Annotated in this window: 12 protein-coding genes; 8 read left to right on the top strand and 4 right to left on the bottom strand. The window is 73.7% G+C overall.

Annotated elements, in window-relative coordinates; genetic code table 11:
* Positions 1-203: 203 nt before the first annotated feature.
* The 3 genes from IE177_RS23045 to IE177_RS23035 all read left to right on the top strand — a co-directional run bounded on the left by IE177_RS23045 (position 204) and on the right by IE177_RS23035 (position 3,141).
* Positions 204-752, top strand: coding sequence for a PDZ domain-containing protein (locus tag IE177_RS23045; RefSeq protein WP_190017284.1), 549 nt, complete (start codon positions 204-206; stop codon positions 750-752).
* 272 nt (positions 753-1,024) lie between these two features.
* Positions 1,025-2,152 (top strand): aminopeptidase P family protein, encoded by a 1,128-nt coding sequence (locus tag IE177_RS23040; RefSeq protein WP_190017283.1) that lies wholly within the window; start codon positions 1,025-1,027, stop codon positions 2,150-2,152.
* Between the two features lie 53 nt (positions 2,153-2,205).
* Positions 2,206-3,141 carry a phosphotransferase gene (locus tag IE177_RS23035; protein ID WP_190017282.1) on the top strand — a complete coding sequence of 312 codons (936 nt, stop codon included), beginning with the start codon at positions 2,206-2,208 and terminating at the stop codon, positions 3,139-3,141.
* Positions 3,142-3,219: 78 nt separating this feature from the next.
* On the opposite strand, the gene treZ is transcribed toward IE177_RS23035, so the two are convergent.
* Entirely contained in the window at positions 3,220-4,965 is a 1,746-nt protein-coding gene (gene treZ, locus IE177_RS23030) for a malto-oligosyltrehalose trehalohydrolase (protein ID WP_190017281.1), read from the bottom strand.
* Positions 4,966-5,141: 176 nt separating this feature from the next.
* Between treZ and IE177_RS23025 the strand changes: the two genes are divergently transcribed.
* Positions 5,142-5,693, top strand: coding sequence for an FHA domain-containing protein (locus IE177_RS23025; protein WP_190017280.1), 552 nt, complete (start codon positions 5,142-5,144; stop codon positions 5,691-5,693).
* 98 nt (positions 5,694-5,791) lie between these two features.
* Positions 5,792-6,202 (top strand): SSI family serine proteinase inhibitor, encoded by a 411-nt coding sequence (locus IE177_RS23020; RefSeq protein WP_190017279.1) that lies wholly within the window; start codon positions 5,792-5,794, stop codon positions 6,200-6,202.
* Between the two features lie 43 nt (positions 6,203-6,245).
* On the opposite strand, the gene IE177_RS23015 is transcribed toward IE177_RS23020, so the two are convergent.
* From IE177_RS23015 to glgX, 3 genes are all read right to left on the bottom strand, one after another.
* On the bottom strand, positions 6,246-7,496 hold the full coding sequence (locus IE177_RS23015) for a M14 family zinc carboxypeptidase (protein ID WP_190017278.1): 1,251 nt from the start codon (positions 7,494-7,496) through the stop codon (positions 6,246-6,248).
* 190 nt (positions 7,497-7,686) lie between these two features.
* Positions 7,687-10,059: a malto-oligosyltrehalose synthase gene (treY, locus tag IE177_RS23010; protein WP_190017277.1), complete on the bottom strand. Its 2,373-nt coding sequence runs from the start codon at positions 10,057-10,059 to the stop codon at positions 7,687-7,689.
* Between the two features lie 108 nt (positions 10,060-10,167).
* Positions 10,168-12,276, bottom strand: a complete 2,109-nt coding sequence (gene glgX, locus IE177_RS23005) for a glycogen debranching protein GlgX (RefSeq protein WP_190017276.1) — start codon at positions 12,274-12,276, stop codon at positions 10,168-10,170.
* A gap of 195 nt (positions 12,277-12,471) precedes the next feature.
* Between glgX and IE177_RS23000 the strand changes: the two genes are divergently transcribed.
* From IE177_RS23000 to IE177_RS22990, 3 genes are all read left to right on the top strand, one after another.
* On the top strand, positions 12,472-13,284 hold the full coding sequence (locus tag IE177_RS23000; RefSeq protein ID WP_190017275.1) for a Tat pathway signal sequence domain protein: 813 nt from the start codon (positions 12,472-12,474) through the stop codon (positions 13,282-13,284).
* 49 nt (positions 13,285-13,333) lie between these two features.
* Positions 13,334-14,653 (top strand): copper amine oxidase, encoded by a 1,320-nt coding sequence (locus tag IE177_RS22995; RefSeq protein WP_190017274.1) that lies wholly within the window; start codon positions 13,334-13,336, stop codon positions 14,651-14,653.
* A 116-nt stretch (positions 14,654-14,769) separates the two neighbouring features.
* Positions 14,770-16,008 (top strand): DUF5919 domain-containing protein, encoded by a 1,239-nt coding sequence (locus IE177_RS22990; protein ID WP_190017273.1) that lies wholly within the window; start codon positions 14,770-14,772, stop codon positions 16,006-16,008.
* Positions 16,009-16,059 lie beyond the last annotated feature (51 nt).

The following is a 16,059-nucleotide window of genomic DNA, read 5'->3' as shown; positions in this document are numbered from 1 at the left end:
TGCGCGCGCCGACCGACTGGGCCTTCACCATTTCGAACCGGCCGGGGTCCCGCCCGCGTCCCCTCCCGTCCATCCCCGCGACGGTCCACCTGCACGTACGACGCCTATGACTACCCTCCGCCACCCTCCGGCCAGTCTCACTCGTTCGTGTCTCGTCGTGGCCCGGTGGTGCGGGTAGAGCACCAGCCGGAGGCGAGCGAATCATGGAACAGAGTGTGTTGCGTCCCAAGCCCCTGCCCGGCCAGGTGCGGCGCGAGGGCGGCGCCCCCGGCGAGGTCCCCCGCCCCCACGCCGCGCCCCGGCGCGGGCGGCTGCCGTGGCGCCTGCTGCCCGGCCTGGTCACCGGCGCCGTGCTGGTGCTGACGGGAATCGGCATCGGCCTCGGCATCGTCGGGACGACGCCGGCCGGTACGGGCGGCCCGGCGGGACCGCCGCCCCCTGCCCAGCGGCCCGCGCCCCGGGCCGCCGGCGCCGCTCCGGCCCCTCCCGGCGCGACCCTGGGCGTGGAGACCGCCGACGCGGAGAAGGCCGGTGCGCTGGTCGTCGGTGTGCACGTGCCCGGACCCGGCTACACGGCCGGTCTGGTCCGCGGTGACGTCCTGCTGCGGTACGGCGGCACCCTCGTCGGCGACGCCGCCGACCTCGCCCGCGCGGTGGCCCGCACCCGCCCCGGCGGAAACGTCCTCCTCACGGTCCGTCACGCCAGCGGCGCATACCAGGAACTGACGGTCCTGCCGGCGGTGACGACCTGACCCACTGCGCCCCCCGTACCGCCGTGGCTGCCAGCATCCGTGCCGCTGGGGCTGCGGGCAGTCGTGCCGCCGGGGCGGTACGGGTGGGCGCTGGGGGCACCCCCTCCGGAGGAGGCACCCCGCACGCGCGGGCAAGCGAGTCACCGCCGACGGCCCGCACCCCACGCACACCGCCCCGGGCCACCGAATGCGCTCGCGCGCCACCGCCCGGACGGGCAAGATGCTGCCCGAGACGCCCGCGCCCGCTTCCCCACCCGCGCTCGGAGGCCAGGATGACCGGTAGCACGCCCGCGCCCTTCACCGCCGCCGACCACAGGACCCGCATGGAGCGCGCCGCGCGCTCCGCGGCCGGCGCCGGCCTCGCCGGCCTGCTCGTGGCACCGGGACCGGACATGGTCTGGCTGACCGGCTACACACCCACCGCCGTCACCGAACGGCTCACGATGCTGGTCCTGGCCCCCGGGCGCGACCCGGTCCTCGTCGTACCCACCCTGGAGGCCCCGGACGCCGAGAAGGCGGCCGGCACGGCCGCGCTGACCCTGCGTGACTGGACCGACGGCGACGACCCCTACGCCGTCACCGCCGGCCTCCTCGACGGCCACGGACGGTTCGGCATCAGCGACAACACCTGGGCGATGCACCTGCTGGGCCTCCAGCGGGCCCTGCCCGGCACCTCCTACGCCGCACTCACCGACGCCCTGCCCATGCTGCGCGCGGTCAAGGACGCGGCGGAGCTGGAGCTGCTGGCGGCCGCGGGCGCGGCCGCGGACGCGGCGTTCGAGGAGATCCGCGAGGTCCCCTTCGCCGGCCGCCGGGAGTCCGACGTCGGCCACGACCTCGCCGGCCTGCTGCGCCGTTTCGGCCACTCCCAGGTCGACTTCACCATCGTCGGCTCCGGACCCAACGGCGCCAAACCCCACCACGAGGTCGGCGACCGCGTCATCCGGCGGGGCGACATGGTCGTCCTCGACTTCGGCGGCCTGAAGGACGGCTACGGCTCCGACACCACCCGCACGGTCCACGTCGGCGAGCCCACCGAGGAGGAGCGCCGGGTCCACGACACCGTGCGCGCCGCCCAGGAGGCCGGCTGCCGGGCCGTACGGCCGGGCGTGCCCTGCCAGGAGGTCGACCGCGCCGCCCGCGCGGTGATCACCGACGCCGGCTACGGCGAGTACTTCATCCACCGCACCGGCCACGGCATCGGCGTCACCACGCACGAGCCGCCGTACATGATCGAGGGCGAGGAGCAGCCCCTCGTGCCCGGCATGTGCTTCTCCGTGGAGCCCGGCATCTATCTCCCGGGCCGGTTCGGGGTGCGCATCGAGGACATCGTCACGGTCACCGAGGACGGCGGTCGCCGCCTCAACAACACCACCCGTGAGATGGTCATAGTGGACTGAGAGGCACGGAAGAGACACCCGCGACGACACCCGGAACGGCACACGCGCGACCCATGACCCACGCACCGACACCCACCGCGGACACCGTCCGCAGACTGGTCCGCTCGCTGCTCGAGGAGGGCACCGGCGGCACCGGCGGACCCGGCCTGCGCCCCGTCGGGGAGGAGCACGAGTACACCTGGTGGGTCGGCACCCGCCATGTGCTGCGCCTCGCTCCCGACCGTGAGGCCTCCGTCCGCCGCCGCCGGGAACTGCGGCTGCGCGAGCTGGTACGCCCGCACGTGCCCGTCGCCGTCCCGGCCAGCGTCGCCCACGGCGACTGGGCGCCGGGCCTCGCCTACACCCTCGACGCCCTGGTGCCCGGCGGCACGGCCGACGAGCACGACGTCTCCGCCGTCGGCGAGGCCGACCTCGCGGGCCTGCTCACCGGTCTGCGGGCGGTGCCGGCACGCCAGGCCGAGGCGATCGGCGTGCCGCGCACCGCCCCCCGCTCCCTGGAGGCCCTGCGCCGGATGGCCGTCCACGCGGCCGAGCGGCTCGCCGCCGCCGACGAGTTCGACGCCGCCCGGCTGCTCCAGCTCACCCCGCCCGGCGCGGCGCAGCTCGCCACGCAGCCCGGCGCCGCCGTCCTGACCCACCACGGGCTGACCGGCGAGCACGTCGTGGTCAGCGCCGACGGCCGGGTTCGCGGCATCCTGGACTGGACCCGGGCGGCCCTGGGGGACCCCGCCGAGGACATCGCCGGGCTGGCCGTCGCCGTCGGCTCCCCGGCGGCCGTCCGCGCCGCCACCCTGGCCGGCTACGGCGCCCGCCCGTGCCTGCGCGGTCTGTGGCTCGCCCGCTGCGACACCGTCATCCGCCTCACCGACCGCCTCGAAGGCCGCGCGGCCGGCACCACGGCCCTGCTGCGCACCCAGCTGCGGCGGGTCTGGGAGCCGATCATGCTGGAGCGGGTGACCGACATCGAGAAGGGCGAACCGGAGCCGTAGACGCGCCGGCGGCACTCCGCGCGCCACCCCCGGCCGCGCCCGGCGGCACACCGGCGTCACCCGGCCGCCCCCGGCGGCTCAGGGCTGCACCAGTACCACGCAGGACTCGCCGGGAACCTGGAGCAGACCGTCCGGGCCCGGTGTCCCGAGCGGCTCCCAGGCGGCCAGCACCTCCACCCGGCCGGTGCCCAGCGGGATCGCCGCCGGCTCCTTGGCCAGGTTCACCGCCACCCGCACGTCCCCGCGCCGGAAGGCCAGCCAGCCGGCCTCCTCGTCGTAGGCCACCTTGGTGTCGGCGAGGTCCGGATCGGTGAGGTCGGGCTGCTCGTGGCGCAGCGCGATCAGCCGCCGGTACCAGGCCAGCACGCGCGCGTGGGGATCGCGGTCCGGTTCCGACCAGTCCAGGCAGGACCGCTCCCGGGTCGCCGGGTCCTGCGGGTCGGGTACCTCCTCCTCCGCCCACCCGTGCGCCGCGAACTCACGCCGCCTGCCCCGCCGTACCGCCTCGGCCAGTTCGGGGTCGGTGTGGTCGGTGAAGTACTGCCACGGCGTGCCCGCCGCCCACTCCTCGCCCATGAACAGCATCGGCGTGAACGGCGCGGTGAGCGTGAGCGTGGCCGCGCAGGCCAGCAGGCCGGGGGAGAGGCGGGCGGAGAGTCGGTCGCCCTGGGCGCGGTTGCCGACCTGGTCGTGGGTCTGGCTGTAGCCGAGCAGCCGGTGCCCGGCCACCCGCGCCCGGTCCAGTGGACGGCCGTGGTGCCGGCCGCGGAAGCTGGAGTACGTGCCGTCGTGGAAGTAGCCGCCGGTGAGCGTCTTGGCGAGCGAGGCGAACGGGTCACGCGCGAAGTCGGCGTAGTAGCCCTGGGACTCGCCGGTCAGGACGGCGTGCAGGGCGTGGTGGAAGTCGTCGTTCCACTGCGCGTGCAGCCCGAGGCCGTTCGCCTCGCGCGGGGTGATGAACCGCGGGTTGTTCATGTCGGACTCGGCGATCAGGAACAGCGGCCGGTCCAGTTCCCCGGCGAGGCCGTCCACGGCCGCCGACAGCTCCTCCAGGAAGTGGCACGCGCGCGTGTCGTACAGTGCGTGCACCGCGTCCAGGCGCAGTCCGTCGACGCGGTAGTCCCGCAGCCACGCCAGGGCGCTGCCGACGAGGAACGCGCGCACCTCGTCCGAGCCGGCCGCGTCCAGGTTCACCGCCGAGCCCCACGGGGTGTGGTGCGTGTCCGTGAAGTACGGCCCGAACCGCGGGAGGTGGTTGCCGGACGGCCCCAAGTGGTTGTGCACGACGTCCAGGACGACGCCGAGGTCGAGTTCGTGCGCCCGGTCGACGAAGCGTTTCAGGGCGTCGGGGCCGCCGTACGGCTCGTGCACCGCCCACAGCGACACTCCGTCGTACCCCCAGCCGTGCCGTCCCGGGAAGGGGCACAGCGGCATCAACTCCACGTGTGTGACACCCAGTTCCACCAGGTGCTCCAGGCGGGCCGCGGCCGCGTCCAGGGTGCCCTCCCGGGTGTACGTGCCCACGTGCAGCTCGTAGAGCACCGCGCCGGGCAGGCCACGCCCGGCCCACCGCGCCCGCCACGTGTACCGTCCGTGGTCCACGACCGCGCTCAGCCCGTCCGGCCCGTCCGGCTGGCGGCGCGAGCGCGGGTCGGGCAGCACCGGCCCGTCGTCCAGCGCGAACCCGTACCGGGCGCCGTGCTCCGCCTCCGCCTCCCCCGTCCACCAGCCGTCGCGTTCGGGATCGCGCGCCAACGCGCGCGTCGCGCCCTCGCACTGGAGCGTCACTCGGTCTGCCTGCGGTGCCCACACCTCGAACTGCACGGACGGTTCCCCTTCGTCTGCTCACCGTGATGTCCCGCGTCCCCATCGTGCCGTCCGCGCGGCCGATCCGCTCCCGAACACGCCCTTTCCCCGCGGGTGTCGCACGAGTACGCACACCCGGGCACCGATCCCGGGTCTTCTGGACACCCGCCGTTCACTGCCCGACAATCACCAGCGTGACGTCGTCCTTCGAGTTCTCCACGTACCCCGCGCGGCTGTCCGACGCGGAGCGCGACAAGGCGCTGCAGGTGCTGCGTGACGGCGTCGCCATGGGCCGGCTGTCCCACGACACGTTCGTGCACCGGATGGAACTGGCGCTCGCCGCCCGCCGCTCCGACGAACTCGCCGTCCTCGTCGCCGACCTGCCCCAGGAGAACCGCTTCTCCCGCGCGGTCCTCGGCACCGTCGAGGCCGTCTCCTCCTTCACCGTACGGCTGCGACGGGCCTGGCAGGCGGAGCGGCTGCCCAAGCTGCTGCTGCCGCACCCGGCGCACACGCAGCCGCTGCGGATAGGCCGGGACCCCGCGAACGGGCTGCGCCTCAACCACGAGACGGTCTCCAGGGCGCACGCGGAACTCAGCCGGCAGGGCGGCATGTGGGTGCTCAAGGACCTCGGGTCCACCAACGGCACCACCGTCAACGGCCGCCGGGTGACCGGCTCGGTCGTCGTGCGCGAGGGCGACCAGGTCGCCTTCGGCAGGGTGGGCTTCCGCCTCGCCACGCGCTGAGGCCATCCGTTCGAACAGGTGCCCGCTACGGGCGCGTGCCCGTTCCGAACGGGTGAGCCGGACTGCGGAACACCGGCGGACCTGCCGATGGAACCGGCATGACGTACATCACCAGAGCGACAGCGGCCGCCGGCGCCCTGCTGGCGGCCGGTCTCCTCGCCGCGGGCCCGGCCCGGGCGGCGACCCATGACACCCAGCCGGGCAACTGGCTCTACCTGACGGTCACCAAGGGCGACGCCCGGTCCGGTGACACGCGCGACACCCTGCTGCTGTGCGATCCGCCGCAGGGCCACGCGAAGGCGGCCGACGCGTGCACCCAACTGGCCGCCGCCGACGGCGACATCGGCCGCATCCCGGCCAGGAACGTCTTCTGCCCGATGATCTGGGCCCCGATCACCGTGCAGGCGCAGGGGCGGTGGGGCGGACGGACGGTACGGTTCGAGGAGACGTACGCCAGCCGGTGCGTCATGACCGCGCGGACCGGAGCGGTCTTCGCCCTCGACGACTGAGCCGCACGGCCGGCCCGGGTGGCGCGGGGCGCGCCACCCGGCCTCACCCCACCTGGTCCCGGGCGTGCCGCGCAGCCGCCAGCACCGTCCGGGACTGGTGCTCCACCTGGTGCTCCAGGGGCACCCAGCGGGCCCGGAAGCGCGTCGCGAAGGCGTCGCACCAGGACGCGACGAGCTGTTCCAGCCGCGGTGCCGCCACGTCGTCCGTCTCCCGCAGCACCCGGAGCAGCATCGCCGCCGCACGCAGCGGCAGCCGCCGCCCGAACGCGTCCACGCTGCCGACGTACGCCATCGTGGTACCGGCCGGAGGAGTGTGGATCCAGTCCGCGGCCAGCCCCGGGGTCAGCCCCAGCACCCACCGCGCGGCCCGCAGCAGCGGGCCGTCCGCGCCGTCCAGCCGGGGCAGCGCCTCGGCGAGCACCCGCTCCACCTCCAGCGAGTCCCGCAGCAGCCGCTGGGCCAGGCGCCGCATCGCCGCCGCCGGCGCCGGGTGCGGCGCCGGATCGCCCACCAGGTCGCTCGCCCACATCGGCACCTCCACCACGGCGGTCAGACCGCCGTGGCGGTGCACGTGGTACCAGGTGCTGTGCCGGGCGTCGTCGGGCATGCTCGGGTAGGCGACGCCCGACTCCGGACCGGGCATCACATGCACCCCGGGTCCGGAGGCCGGCCAGCCCGCCGCGTCCGACGCGCCCGTCTCCACCGGGATGTGCAGCTCCGCCGCTGACTTGCCGAACGGCTCGGCGAGGCCCGGCACGTCCTTCGTCAGCTGCACCCAGCTGCCGCCCAGATCGGTGCCGTGCAGCGTCACCTGGAGGTAGGGGCGCAGCTCGTCGATCACCGCGGTCAGTGCCCGGGTCTCGGGCGGCAGCCGGTCCGGCGGCAGCACCGACGGAGACCACTCCGGCTGCTCGGCGCCCGTCGGCCGGTAGAAGCCCAGGTGGTAGTCGAGCAGGCTGCGCGGCGCCGGTGTCGTGTGCAGGCTCGCGCCGTCCGGGTCCGCGCACAGCAGGAAGTGCCAGGACGTGTCCGCCCGCAGCTCCCGTTCCGCCAGCACGCGTTCGGCCAGCACCCGCAGGGTGGAGCCGCCGGTCGGCTCGTTGGCGTGCGCGCCCGCGACCACCAGCACGGCGCGATCGGCGTGTCCCACCGACAGCAGGTGCAGGGGCCGTCCGGCGCGAGAGCGGCCCACCTGGCGCAGGGCGCACAGTCCCGGCTCCTGTACGGCCAACGCCTCGGCGGAACCGACCAGTTCGGGAACGCTGGGGTAGCGCAGCTCCGGCAGGAGACTCACCCCCGTTGTGTTCCGCCCGGCTTCGCCCCTCAAGTCCCGCACGGGAAGGGTGAGCTGTCAAGCGTCCCGCAGGGGCCGTGACCGGCGCTCGAAGCAGTCGCCCGGCGGCTTCCCGGCCGCTGCGTTCCGTGGGACCACAGCTGATGCGGACGGCGGCCCGCGAGCGCCTGGAACACCGCTCGCGTACCCGTCAGCCCGCGGCCTCGCCGGTCCGTTCCAGCAGCGCCACCGGCAGCCGGTCGAACAGGTCTTCCACGCGCGCATCACCGGTGAACTCGCGGCCCGGGGTGAGCACGTCCGTCCAGCGGCCCGGCGGCAGCGGGAGCCGGGTGCCGTGCCAGCCGCCCGCCTGAGCCAGCCGCAGCGACAGCCGGGTGACCGCCGTGACCACGTCACCGGAGCGCGTGAACGCGAGGCAGTGCTCCGCCGCCGGGCCGTCGGCCGTCAGCGGGGCGTACGAGGCCGTCGCGCCGAAGGCGCCGGGCCGCCGGGCGCGCAACCGCAGCGCCGCCGCGGTCAGCGCGTCCTTCTCGCCGGGCTCCTCGGGCGGGAACGGCACCGGCCGCCGGTTGTCCGGGTCCACCAGGGCCCGGTACTCGCCCTCCGTGCCCTGGTACACGTCGGGCACCCCGGGCATCGTCAGATGGACCAGCGCGGTACCGAGGACGTTGGCCCGCACGTGCGGCTCCAGCGCCTTGCGGAACGCGGTCACCCGCTCACCGGGCGGCCCGCACGGCCCGGCCGCGACGAAGGCCGCCACCGCCTCCTCGTAGGGCGGCTCCTGCTCCGTCCAGCTGGTGTACATGCCCGCCTCGCGCGCGTGCTTCAGCAGCGCCCGACGGACCCGTTCCTCCTCGGCCGTGCCCAGCCCGAACACCGTCTGCCAGGCCGCCCAGGCCAGCTGTCCGTCCGGTACGCCCTCCTCCGGCCGGGTCACCTCGGCGAGCAGCCGCTCCCACCGCTCCGGGCACTGCGTGAGCACGGCCTGCGCCGCGCGGACGTCGGCGCTGCGCTTGGTGTCGTGCGTGCTGACGACGGTCCCGGTGTGCGGCCAGTCGCGCTGCACGCGCGCGCAGTACGCGTGGAAGTCCTCGGCGGACACGCCGGGCCGGCCCGGGTCGCCGCCCACCTCCGTCGCCGAAAGCAGCGGCACGTAGCGGTAGAACGCGGTGTCCTCCACGGCCTTGGCGCGCAGCGCGGACGCCGTCTGCGCGAACCGGGTGCGGAACTCCACCCGGGCGGCGTGGTCCGGCGCCGAGGGGTCCGGGTCCTCGACGAGCAGCCGCCGCACGATGCCGACGGCCGCCGCCTCCTCGGGCACCACGAACGCCAGCCGGGCCTCCTCGGCGGCCTCCTCGGTGATCACGGCGGCCGCGTCCCCGGAGGCGTAGGGCCGGTACACCCGCATCCGCACCAGCAGCTCCTCCAGGGCCGTGCGCAGCGCCCACGGCGCCCGGTCGCGCAGCGAGAGGTCCGGCGAGGAGGCGCACAGCCGGGCGGCGACCCGGGTGAGCCGGTCGGTCTCGGTGGCCAGCTCGTGCGTGAGCACCTTGTAGGCGGCCCGCCGCACGGTGGCCTCCCAGTTGCCGCCCCGGTCGGTCTGGGGCGCCGCGAACCGCCGGTAGGCGGTGAGCAGTCCGGCGGCGCCGGCCCGGTCCGTGAACAGGCCGTCGACGTGGCGCAGGGCGTCGTAGCCGGTGGTGCCCGCGACGGGCCAGGCGGCCGGGAGGCGCTCACCGTCGGCGAGGATCTTCTCCACGACCGTCCAGCGCCCGCCGGTCGCGTCGTTCAGCCGTGCCAGGTAGGCGTCGGGGTCGGCGAGTCCGTCGGGGTGGTCGACGCGCAGCCCGTCGACCACGCCCTCCGCGAGCAGCTGGAGGATCTTGGCGTGGGTGGCGTCGAACACCTCCGGATCCTCCACGCGCAGCCCGATCAGCTCCGAGACGCTGAAGAACCGCCGGTAGTTCAGCTCGGTACGGGCCAGCCGCCACCACACGGGGCGGTACCACTGGGCGTCCAGCAGCCGCGGCAGCGGGAGGTCCTCGGTCCCCGCGCGCAGCGGGAGGACGTGGTCGTGGTAGCGCAGCACGTCACCGTCGGCCACGAGGTGCTCCAGCTGCGCACCCAGGGGGCCGCCGAGCACCGGCAGCAGCACCCGCCCGTCCTGCGCCTCCCAGTCGATGTCGAACCAGCGTGCGTAGGGTGACTCGGGCCCCTCGCGCAGCACCTCCCACAGGGCGCGGTTGTGCCGCGGCGCCATGGCCATGTGGTTCGGCACGATGTCCACCACCAGGCCGAGGCCGTGCTCCCGCGCGGTCCGCGCGAGGGCGCGCAGCCCGGCCTCGCCGCCCAGCTCCTCGCGCACGCGCGCGTGGTCCACCACGTCGTAGCCGTGCCCGGAGCCCGGGACGGCTTCCAGGACGGGCGACAGGTGCAGGTGCGAGACGCCGAGCGACGCCAGGTACGGTACGGCCGCCGCCGCGGCGGCGAACGGGAACGCGGGCTGGAGCTGCAGCCGGTAGGTGGCCGTGGGCACCGCCGGTCCGGGTCGCGCAGAAGTCATGCAGAGCTACGTACCCAGCGCATGGTGTTTCGTGTCATCCGGCTCGCGCGCGGGGGGGCGCGCGGTGAAGCACATGCGCTCCCAGGCGCACGCCCCCCCCGCGCGGACTCACGCCGGCCGCTGCAGCACCGTCAGGCTGCGGTCCGGCAGCGTGAGCCGGTCGCCCGCGCCGACCTTCGCGCCGGAACCGGGCGGCACCCCCTCCGGGCGGGCCGTGTCGACCACGACCTGCCACTGTCGGCCGTGGTCCACCGGCACCAGGAAGCCGAGCGGCTCGGGGGAGGCGTTGAACATCAGCAGGAAGGAGTCGTCGGTGATCCGCTCGCCGCGCGGGCCGGGTTCGGAGATGGCGTTGCCGTTGAGGAACACCGTCAGCGCGGACGCCTGTGCCGAGTCCCAGTCCCGCTGGGTCATCTCCTCGCCCTCCGGGGTGAACCAGGCGATGTCGGACAGCTCGTCGTGCGTGCCCTCCACGAGACGGCCGTGGAAGAAGCGGCGCCGGCGGAAGACCGGGTGGTCACGCCGCAGCCACACCATCGCGCGCGTGAACTCCAGCAGCTCCCGGTCGTCCTCGGGCCACCCCACCCAGGAGATCTCGTTGTCCTGGCAGTAGGCGTTGTTGTTACCGCGCTGGCTGCGGGCGAACTCGTCCCCGTGGCTGATCATCGGCACGCCCTGGGACAGCATCAGCGTGGCGATGAAGTTACGCATCTGCCGCGCGCGCAGCTCCAGCACCCGCGGGTCGTCGGTCTCGCCCTCCGCCCCGCAGTTCCAGGACCGGTTGTGGCCCTCCCCGTCCCGGTTGTCCTCGCCGTTGGCCTCGTTGTGCTTGCCGTTGTACGAGACGAGGTCGTGCAGGGTGAAGCCGTCGTGGCAGGTGACGAAGTTGATGGAGGCGAGCGGGCGCCGCCCGTCGTCCTGGTAGAGGTCCGAGGAACCGGTCAGCCGGCCCGCGAACTCCGCGAGCGTGCGCGGCTCGCCCCGCCACAGGTCCCGGACCGTGTCGCGGTACTTGCCGTTCCACTCGGTCCACAGCGGCGGGAAGTTGCCCACCTGGTAACCGCCCTCGCCCACGTCCCACGGCTCGGCGATCAGCTTCACCTGGGAGACCACCGGGTCCTGCTGGACCAGGTCGAAGAACGACGACAGCCGGTCCACCTCGTGGAACTGCCGGGCCAGGGTCGCCGCGAGGTCGAAGCGGAAGCCGTCGACGTGCATCTCGGTCACCCAGTACCGCAGCGAGTCCATGATCAGCTGGAGCACGTGCGGGGACCGCATGAGCAGGGAGTTCCCGGTGCCCGTGGTGTCCATGTAGTAGCGCGGATCGTCCGTGAGCCGGTAGTACGAAGGGTTGTCGATGCCCTTGAAGGACAGCGTCGGACCCAGGTGGTTGCCCTCCGCCGTGTGGTTGTAGACCACGTCGAGGATGACCTCGATGCCCGCCTCGTGCAGCGCCCGGACCGCCGACTTGAACTCCAGCACCTGCTGGCCGCGGTCGCCCCAGGAGGCGTACGCGTTGTGCGGGGCGAAGAAGCCGATGGTGTTGTAGCCCCAGTAGTTGCTCAGGCCCATGTCGGCCAGCCGGTGGTCGTTCACGAACTGGTGCACCGGCATCAGCTCCAGGGCCGTCACCCCGAGCTCGGTCAGGTGCTCGATGATCGCCGGGTGGGCGAGTCCGGCGTACGTGCCCCGCAGCTCCTCCGGCAGCCCCGGGTGGCGCATGGTGAGACCCTTGACGTGAGCCTCGTAGATCACCGTGTGGTGGTAGGCGGTGCGCGGCGGCCGGTCGTCGCCCCAGTCGAAGTACGGGTTGATCACCACCGAGGTCATGGTGTGCGGCGCCGAGTCCAGGTCGTTGCGCCTCTCCGGGTCGCCGAAGTGGTAGCCGTACACCTCCTCGCCCCAGCGCACGGAGCCGCTGACCGCCTTCGCGTACGGATCGAGCAGCAGCTTCGCCGAGTTGCAGCGCAGCCCCCGCCCGGGGTCGTACGGGCCGTGCACCCGGAACCCGTACCGCTGTCCCGGCATCACGCCCGGCAGGTACGCGTGCCGCACGAACGCGTCGCTCTCGCGCAGTTCCACCGCCGTCTCCGAGCCGTCGTCGTGCAGCAGACACAGCTCTACTCGGTCCGCGGCCTCCGTGAAGACCGCGAAGTTGGTTCCGGCGCCGTCGTACGTGGCGCCGAGCGGATACGCCTCTCCAGGCCAGACCTGCATGGATACGACTCTCCCAGGTGTGCCGCCCCGCCGGGGTCGCGTTGGGTGCGAGTCTGCCCGAAAGTGAGGGAACCTCCGGCGACCCGCACCCCTCTTACCGGCCGACCAGTGCATACGGCGGACCGTGTACCCGCCGTGTGCCGAAACAGTGGGGCGAACGTACTCCCGGTGAGGTTCGGGGAGTAGGGGGAAGATGTGCGCAGGCTAGTGCACCGCCATCTGGGGAAGGTGGTGACCGGTGCGGCCCTGGCCGTGGCCGGCACCGCCGTGATGGTCGGAATCACCCTGCCGGGCACGGCAGGAGCGGACGAGACGGGAGGAGGCGGGGGCGGCGGCCGGGCCGCCCGGCAGACGGGACAGGGGCCGGACGGGGCCCCGCCGGGCGTCGTGGCACAGGCGCCCGCCACGGGGAAGAAGGGCACGGGCCGCGACCCGCTGACCGACGACGAGATGCGGCGCGCCGCCGCCCTCGCCGTCAGCAGGCAGATGCGGAGCGCCGGCGAGGACGTCGGCGGCGGCCACGGGCCGCAGCGGCTGAGCGTCGACCTCGCCGACCCGGAGACGGACGAGCTGGACGATCCGCGGGCGCCGCGCCGGGCGGACGTGAGCTTCTACGACTACGGGAACGACACCCTCGTCACCAGGACGGTCGACCTGGCGACCGGCAGGGTGGAGCGGACCGGCGTCCAGCACGGCGTGCAGCCGCCGCTGAGCCGGGCCGAGAACGCCGAGGCCGCCAGGCTGCTCATCGCCGACCCGCTGGGCGCCGGACTGAAGGCCGACTACAAGGACGCCACCGGGCACGAGCTGACCTCACCGGACCAGCTGCTGCTCAACGGCGCCGTCTACCGGGCCACCCCGGGCGGCCAGCCCGGCGTCCTCGACAAGTGCGGCGAGCACCGCTGCGTGCGGCTGTTCCCGAAGATCAGGAACGGCTCCTGGATCGACGCCCGCTGGCTGGTCGTCGACCTGAGCGCCCGCAAGGTAGCCGAACTCCAGCACCGCTGAGCCGTACTCCGTCCCGTTTCCCACCTTCCTGTGAGGGAGTCTCTTCGTCATGCGCGAGAACAGGACCGGCCGGGCACGCACGCGTGCGGCGGTCGGCCTCACCGCGGCCGCACTGGCCGTCGGCGCCACGGCCGGCACCGGACCCGCCGCCGCCCAGCCCAGGTCCGCGCCCGCAGCAGCCGCCGACTGCAGCGCCGCCTACCGGATCGAGCAGAAGCTCTCGAGCGGCACCACCTGGCGGATGTGCTGGCGCTACGACAGCAAGGCCGGCCTCGTCCTGGAGAACGTCTCCTACCAGCCCAAGGGCGAAGCGAAGCCGATCAAGGTCCTCAACAGCGCCCGTCTCGCCCAGATCGACGTCCCGTACGACGACGGCAGCGTCGAGTACGACGACCTGACCGGCTTCGGCTTCGCCCAGGGCCTGGTCAACCTGGCGCCCGGCGAGTGCCCCGGCGGCACCATCAGGACGATCCGTGTGCCCGACGCCTGGGACCCGCAGCACCCGGACGTCAACGGGCTGTGCACCACCACCCGGTCACGCGGCCACGCCTACCGGATGCAGGGCAACAGCGCCAACAAGGTCTTCCAGGCCCAGGGCAAGGACCTGCTCGTCTACACGGTCAACCAGGTCGGCTGGTACGAGTACATGACGGAGTGGCGCTTCCAGGACGACGGCACCGTCAACATGAACGTCGGCGCCACCGGCAGCCTCTCCTACCAGGACTACGACGCCGGCGACGGCCGCGGCTGGCCCATCGGCAAGGGCGCCAAGGCCTACGCCACCAGCCACAGCCACAACGTCTTCTGGCGGCTGGACTTCGGCCTCGACGGCTCCTCGAAGACCAAGGTCGAGCAGTACGACTCGGCCGTGACGGCACCCGCCCGCGGCCAGCGGGCGCCCACGGCCAGGACCACCCGCACCAAGGTCACCAAGGAACTCGCGGGCGACTACCGGACCTACCGCTGGTGGCGGGTGGTCAGCGCGACCGGCAAGAACAAGGACGGGCACGCCCGTTCGTACGAGATCGTTCCGGGCCCCACCACCAAGTACCCGGGCCGCAGCTTCACCAAGCACGACGTGTACTTCACCGAGTACAACAAGTGCGAGCAGTTCGCCAGCAACAACCCCGGCAACTGCGGCGCGAACGCGGGCAAGTCCGTCGACAAGTGGGTGGGCGGCCAGACCCTCACCCACCCCGTGGTCTGGATGAACGTGGGCTTCCACCACATCGCCCGGGACGAGGACCAGCAGCCCATGCCGATCCACTGGCAGGGCTTCGCCATCGCCCCGCGGGACGTCACGGCTATGAATCCGCTCACGCCGGACGAACTGGCGTGGCAGAACGGCCACTGGCGGCCGCGTAGTTGAAGCGAGTGAGCCGGAAACCGACCTGTCCATCCGGCTGCACCGCCGACCGCTCACGGAGTACCCTTCCTTGATCGTTGAGACGGGAAAGGCCCGGGGGAGCGGAAGGCGGTGCGCGGGTGGGCTCGGGAGGGCTGGAGCTGCCCCCTGGTGACGAGGGTCACGAAGGGAACTCCACAGAAGTCCCGCCCGGCGCGGTGTCCCTGGCCCGGCCGATGGACGCGGGGTCCATCGGGCCGGAGCTCGACTGGGACACCGACGCCTGGCGCGAGGTGCGCACCCGCGCCCAGCGGGCCGGCCGGGCCTACATCTGGCTGAACCTCGTCGAGCAGCGGCTGCGCGCGGTCGTGGCCGCGGTCCTGCGCCCCGTCTACGAACCCGTCCACGGCGACGACTGGGTGGTCGCCGCGGCGGGACCGGCCGGGCAGGAGTGGGTGCAGCGCGCGGTCGCCGTCCGCGAGGTCAGCAGGCGCAAGGGCTATCTGCTCGATCCGGCCGACGACAACGTGCTCAGCTTCCTCACGCTGCCGCAGCTGCGCGAGCTGATGGTGCAGCACTGGCCGTGCTTCGAGCCGTACTTCGACGAGCGGCGTGACCTCGAACTCGCCCTGGACGAGCTGGAGGTGACCCGCAACGTCGTCTCCCGCAACCGGGCCCTGTCCGAGGCGGTGCTGAACCAGGCCGAGCGGGCCTCGGCCCGGCTGCTCCAGACGCTCGGCACCGGCGGCGACGTGCCCTCGGCGCGCCGGCTGCCGGTCGACGCGGTCGAGGACCTGGTCGGCGACCGGTACGCCGACGTCGTCGCCGTCCACCCCGACCGGGTGCGGCTCATGCGCCAGTTCCCGGCCGAGGACATCTTCGGCGCCGCCCGCCGCCTCGACGCGATCGGCATCGGTCTCAACATGCTGGTGCAGAACTTCTCCGGACGCCGGCTGATCCGGCTCGCCGAGGCCGGCTGCCGGATACGGCTGCTCTTCCTCAACCCGGCCTCCAGCGCGGTCAAGCGCCGGGAGCGCGAACTGGGGATGAAGCGGGGCGAGCTGAGCCGGTCCGTCGAGATGAACATCCTGCACATGCGCCGGGTGCGGTCCCGGCTGCGCGACCCGGACGCCTTCGCCATCCAGGTGTACGACGAGACGCCCCGCTTCACCGCCTACCTGGTGGACGGCGACGGCGCCGACGGAGTCGCCGTGGTGCAGTCCTACCTGCGGGGTGCGCGGGGGATGGAGTCGCCGGTGCTGGTGCTGCGGAGCGGCAGCCGGCTGGTCAAGCCGGACGACGCGGGCGAAGCCGGGCTCTTCCCGACATACCGCGAGGAGTTCGAGCTGGCTTGGGCGGATTCACGCCCCGTGTCCTGAACTGTCCGCGGGGGGCGGGCGGAACGCCACCCCAGGACTGTCAGTGCCGCG

The sequence above is a fragment of the Streptomyces lucensis JCM 4490 genome, assembly GCF_014650035.1.
Taxonomy (GTDB): domain Bacteria; phylum Actinomycetota; class Actinomycetes; order Streptomycetales; family Streptomycetaceae; genus Streptomyces; species Streptomyces lucensis.
This window is presented reverse-complemented; position numbering and strand designations above follow the sequence as displayed.